Here is a 5,248-nt window from a genome sequence, read left to right as displayed (position 1 = left end):
TGCGTACAAAGAAATTAGGGTAGTAGCTTCACGTAAAATTATTGTTGGTTTTCCAGATGGAACCTTTAAGCCAAATGGTGAAGTCACCCGTGGAGAATTTGCTGCTTTTCTAACAAACTCTTTTTATCCATACGTATAGCAAGAAGAATAAATGCTCAAAGATTATTTGTGATACCTATCGGAAAGTTGCACTTGTTTTATTAATTCGGACTTACGATAAACTTCTCTCCCTCCTGTCCTTTTTAACAACAAAAAGCCCATCGGAACAATTGTTCAAAAACAGCTAAAAGGTTGCTGTTGATTAACTCACCTGATGGGCTTATGATTTGTTTCGGAATTGAAAAATAAAAGAACAAAATAGGAGGACTTTATGAAATCCTCCTATCAAACAAATTGCCAATAGGCATAGTTCAATTTGAATTAGTTTTACGGACCCTTCTTCTGAATATGGAGTGAATACAAGCCATCAATATTATAAGACTGTTGGCTAACAATAAAATAGCCAAAAAAGCAGAAGTAAAAGCTCTGCCCTGACCATACATGGATACAGCAATACTAAGCCCAACCATCAGATATAAAAATGGTACCGCTAGGATGACTAAGATAAAAGTAAATAATCCTTGTTCCTTTTTTGAATCTCAAAGTAATAATACCAGCTTCCGATACATAAGAATATCGCTATTAAATAAAGCAGCATTCTCTCTTCTTAAAATTTAGACTTTAATTGAGACCATACTTTTCTAATATGTACCATAATTATTTCAGAGTGTTGGACATTGATCAACCTGATATTCCTCAAAAATACATTTTTACTATAAAATAACAACATTTTCTTTTCATCTTATAACTTATAATCCGGCTAAAACTCGAATGCTCAAAGAGAAAACTTTGCTCGTCCATACATCCATTCGCTTGATCATTTTTAAAAGATTCACATGGCCGTCAGTGACATCGTTGCTTCAGGGTTCCGGGATACGCCGAGGAACTGGCAGTGGGCAGATTAGTAGCCCTAGCCTAAAATTCAAGCTGGTTCTTTATTAGACCGGTCAACAAGATTGGTTTTAAAGTTCATTCTTTTTATTGGATACACTCCGGTTTAAGTTATAATTATTCAATAAAGGACACGCCATAAGTAAAAGACCGCATATGATTCCCAGTTTTTCCATGGCAACGATACTTCTAAGATTTCATCCTTCGTAGGCTTTCGGTTCATATGGCGTAATATTTTTATCGAATTAATAAGACCCACATCATCGATTGGAAAAGCTGTCTGGAACCTGAGGCAGCGCATTAAAACATAATTGGCTGTCCAAGGACCGATTCCTCGTATTTTAATTAAGTTCTTTTCAGCCTCTTTAAAGGTCATTTTCATTAATTTTTCCTTCGATAGTTCTCCCCTTTCCATTAATTTAGCAATCCCAATGATGTATTCACTTTTTTTTACGGTCATTTTAATATCTGCCAGGTCAGCAGGTGTTAACTGTGCCATTCGTTCGTACGATGGGAACACCCAATACTTTTTACCATTCCATTCGATAGAATCGCCAAACCCTTCCACAAATTGCTTCTTTAAGGCGTACGCGAAGGCCAAATTAATTTGTTGCCCTAGAACTCCCCAACATAAAGCTTCGAATAAATCGGGAATGCCGATAACTCGTAATCCATAGAATTTTCGAGCAGGCATTCTAAGTAACGGGTCTGCTTTTGCCATTTCATAAAATGGCGTTAAATCGTTATCAAGATCAAACCATTCATGAATATATTTTACAATCTTTTCTCGTTTCCACTTTTCAATCGGTCTAGAATCATTTAGGAATTGGACAGCCATTTGTTTATTATTGATGACACTGATCTGTACTAAGGACCGAACTTCCCCAACGGCTATAACTTTTGTAATTATATCGTTCTCGGTTTCATACAGGCATTCATTCTTTTCCCTTGTTAGATAGCCTACGTTTACATTCATATCGAAATGTTCAGGTAATGTAATAACAATACCATCATTGACTTCATGCCATATCACTTTTTCATTCTCCTCATCTTATTACGATTTTCTATGCTGTTTACAAAATAATTATAAGAAACCTTACACTGATTGAAATTTTACTTTATCACATCATAGCTTTTACTAATTTTGGTATCTTGCTATTACATTCCAAACACCTTATTTTTTCTATTTATGAGGTTATAGTGTTAGTTACCAAGGATGATAAATAGGAGTGGATAAAAATGAGCCAAGATATAAAAACACGTGTCAACAACTTAAATTGGGAGTCCATTCAAGAGGCATTAGATAAGCAAGGATTTGCCAAACTTCCAGCGATTTTAACAAAAGAGGAATGTGAGTTTTTCATAGAATTGTATTCTGAGGAAGAGCCATACAGGACGACAATCAATATGACAAAGTATCGTTTTGGGAATGGGGAGTATAAATATTTTTCCTATCCATTACCTGAAATCATCCAAAGCTTAAGAGAGTCCTTTTATTTAGAATTGGCCAAAACAGCCAATCGATGGTTAGGTTATCTAAAGAAAACAGAACAGTTTCCAGATGATCTTCAAGATTTTTTGACTACTTGTGAAGAAGATGAACAAACTAGACCAACACCTTTAATATTAAAGTATGAAACAGGCGGGTTTAATTGTTTGCATCAAGATTTGTATGGAGAAATATTTTTCCCTTTTCAAGTAGTCATTGCATTAAATCAACGAGATAAAGACTTTTGCGGTGGAGAGTCTCTATTCGTGGAACAAATTCCTCGTGCTCAGAGTAGAGGACATGCAATTACTCTGGAACAAGGCAGTGCCCTGATCTTTCCTACTAATCATAGACCTGTTCTAGGTAAAAGAGGATATCACAAACATACCATTCGTCACGGAGTAAGCACGGTTACTTCTGGAGAACGATACGGCCTTGGGATCATTTTTCACGATTCTAAATAAGGATGAACCCTTTATTTTATCGCCTCTAAAAAGCTATCGTTTTGACTAAAGATTGATCAAAACGATAGCTTCCTTTGATTTTTGGCTCCGTTAAATAAACAACAATGTCGATCACCAATCAAAATTATGGGAGCCTCTATATTTAATTAAAAATGCACTGAATTTAACTTTCTGCCGATAAAATTAGCAGATACAGGCGTTAATTCTATTTCTCTTGCCCAAACAGAAAGTTGACCGATGTGGTGAATTTCATGGGCAATGATATGATGCAATATTTCATTTTTAGTGTATTCACCTTCATCCCAAGGAACTGTTACAAATCCATCTTGCCCATCATCTAAATGGCTCTTTAAAAATTCAACGATTTCATATCGTAATGTATTGGAGAGGGCTTTTACCTTCACAAGCGTCTTATAATCATCAAATTCAAATACCACGTCTTCTTTATTCTGAATACCACGAAGCCAACTATATTCAACGTCTATAATATGAAAAAGAGTGTATAAAATACCACCTGCTCCACCTATACGCTCTTTCAACAACTCTTCTGTTGTTAGCTGATCGCACCAGTTCAACCATTCGTCTCTAACCTGCCAATTGTACTCAAAAAAATTTTTCATTATGATCACCCCAAAGTTCAATGATTTGTCTAATGTAGTCTATTATCTCTGAAATACATTTTTGTTGAATAAATACTGCCCAATAAATTTCGATAAACGCATCAAATACAAATGGTGTAAGCAAAAACTGGTTAAAGTAGTTATCGAGGGAGTTCGCAGCCGCACCTTTGCAACGCTCTATCCGTTGTTTCATACGAGAATGGAGACTATTGTATTTCCCCAGCCTAACAATGTGTTCCGATATACGATGAAGACGTCCAAATCCTTCCTTGAAATGAGTGTCTCTTATTTCATTTATTAAGCGACCATCGATCTCACTAAAGAAGAGCTTTCAATTTTTCTTGTGAATTATGAACCTATTAAGCGATGCCTATGCGTAAAACAATCACTATTTTATTTCAAGGTTGCATATGCTCTTTTTTATTGCCATTCACAAAGTATTGAATGAGCTCCTGTTGTTCCTCTGTTGGCTTCTTTTTTCTTTCCTGATAAAATAAATCGTACGCCTTATGCGTGTCCCTCGTTTGAGAAACGATGGCTCCTATCGCCAGTAATTCATTAAAATAAGACCAAAATACTTCTTTCGTTTCTGGCGTATGATGGCCCTCCAGATAAATATCTGCTTCAAATGTTTTTATTTTATGAAGCAGACGCTCTAACTTACTGAAAGAATAACTCCATTCACCACTATATACATCCGGGCTTAAACAGTCGCTTAAAAACAATACTTTTTCATTTGGTATGTAAATAATGGTTGAATCTTTTGCATGTTCACTTTCGACATGATGCAGCTCTACTGGCTGATTCCCTAAATCAATCGTTAACTGCTCCTGATATGTTTCAGCTAATAGTGGGATGGTTAAATCACCGCGACTTGGCATCTCTTTTTTTATCATGTTACAGCAAAAGGCAATCTCTTCTCCTATTTGCACACGCCTATCCAGAGCATCGTCTTCCCACGATAAGGTTTGCATCCACTTTAGCTTTTCTTGTGTTAATTCCTACCCGATTGAATGAAATGGCAACGACTGTAAACCGAATACATGGTCCCAATGCCAGTGTGTAATGACTACATATTTTACCGGTACATCAATCGTTTGCGATACATCCTCTAAAAAACTTTTAGCATGCATAGGTGAGTTGCCTGCATCAATTAATAACGCTGACTCTTGGCCTGCTACACACCCTAAATTGGGGCGATCTGTATCATGATTAAAAGCCGAGTAAAATACATTTGATGTCAGCTGGTGTAACATTAAAACACATCCTTATAAAATATTTCTCCCATCACTTTAAATGAAGGCGCATCGGCCTGTGCAACTGCTCCACTAGCAGCAAAGGCTGGTTTATTTAAACAAGTGAAGGCTTTTCTTCATTCATAAACTCTCACAATTTAATTGTTAATAAGAATCCTTTTTACATATTCTATGCTATTGCGGCGCTTTCCTTCAAAAGCTAGCTTGCCGTATTCGTGATACCGGTTGGATGGATTACTCTCCCTTCTTCTGAATTGTACTGAAACTTAACCCTTCTGGCACAAAAATAGAGAGCAAAATAACTATATTTCGCTCTCTATTCTTGATTTATTAATTTGAACTTTCGGGAGAACGTCATTCTGATGTTCCTAATTTATATCCTAAAAAACGTGAAAAAATAAGTGTCTGAAATTATCCATCTGGACAGGG

General features: G+C 36.1%; 6 protein-coding genes. 2 read left to right on the top strand and 4 right to left on the bottom strand.

Features of this window, described 5'->3' with window-relative positions:
- The first annotated feature begins 13 nt into the window (after positions 1 to 13).
- A complete protein-coding gene (locus tag BBA02S_RS20450; RefSeq protein ID WP_082800166.1) occupies positions 14 to 139 on the top strand; it encodes an S-layer homology domain-containing protein in 126 nt (41 codons plus the stop codon).
- 972 nt (positions 140 to 1,111) lie between these two features.
- Here BBA02S_RS20450 and BBA02S_RS19460 read toward each other — a convergent pair.
- Positions 1,112 to 2,023: a DNA-3-methyladenine glycosylase family protein gene (locus BBA02S_RS19460; RefSeq protein ID WP_041114424.1), complete on the bottom strand. Its 912-nt coding sequence runs from the start codon at positions 2,021 to 2,023 to the stop codon at positions 1,112 to 1,114.
- Between the two features lie 206 nt (positions 2,024 to 2,229).
- Here BBA02S_RS19460 and BBA02S_RS19455 point away from each other — a divergent pair, with 206 nt between their 5' ends.
- Positions 2,230 to 2,943 carry a 2OG-Fe(II) oxygenase gene (locus tag BBA02S_RS19455; protein WP_041096524.1) on the top strand — a complete coding sequence of 238 codons (714 nt, stop codon included), beginning with the start codon at positions 2,230 to 2,232 and terminating at the stop codon, positions 2,941 to 2,943.
- 146 nt (positions 2,944 to 3,089) lie between these two features.
- On the opposite strand, the gene BBA02S_RS19450 is transcribed toward BBA02S_RS19455, so the two are convergent.
- The 3 genes from BBA02S_RS19450 to BBA02S_RS21410 form a co-directional block, all read right to left on the bottom strand.
- Positions 3,090 to 3,563, bottom strand: coding sequence for a DinB family protein (locus tag BBA02S_RS19450; RefSeq protein ID WP_041114423.1), 474 nt, complete (start codon positions 3,561 to 3,563; stop codon positions 3,090 to 3,092).
- A gap of 398 nt (positions 3,564 to 3,961) precedes the next feature.
- Positions 3,962 to 4,537, bottom strand: a complete 576-nt coding sequence (locus BBA02S_RS20875) for an MBL fold metallo-hydrolase (RefSeq protein WP_231557226.1) — start codon at positions 4,535 to 4,537, stop codon at positions 3,962 to 3,964.
- Positions 4,538 to 4,564: 27 nt separating this feature from the next.
- Positions 4,565 to 4,819 carry an MBL fold metallo-hydrolase gene (locus tag BBA02S_RS21410; RefSeq protein ID WP_052477417.1) on the bottom strand — a complete coding sequence of 85 codons (255 nt, stop codon included), beginning with the start codon at positions 4,817 to 4,819 and terminating at the stop codon, positions 4,565 to 4,567.
- Positions 4,820 to 5,248 lie beyond the last annotated feature (429 nt).

Origin of the sequence: Bacillus badius NBRC 15713, from assembly GCF_001591605.1 — a bacterium.
GTDB lineage: Bacteria > Bacillota > Bacilli > Bacillales > Domibacillaceae > Pseudobacillus > Pseudobacillus badius.
Note: the sequence above shows the minus strand (reverse complement) of the source record. Positions and strands in the feature narration are given on the sequence as shown.

Coding starts and splice junctions, on each gene's coding strand:
- BBA02S_RS19450 (WP_041114423.1), bottom strand. CDS start 3,563: ATGAAAAATTTTTTTGAGTACAATTGGCAGGTTAGAGACGAATGGTTG.
- BBA02S_RS21410 (WP_052477417.1), bottom strand. CDS start 4,819: ATGTTACACCAGCTGACATCAAATGTATTTTACTCGGCTTTTAATCAT.
- BBA02S_RS19455 (WP_041096524.1), top strand. CDS start 2,230: ATGAGCCAAGATATAAAAACACGTGTCAACAACTTAAATTGGGAGTCC.
- BBA02S_RS20875 (WP_231557226.1), bottom strand. CDS start 4,537: ATGCAAACCTTATCGTGGGAAGACGATGCTCTGGATAGGCGTGTGCAA.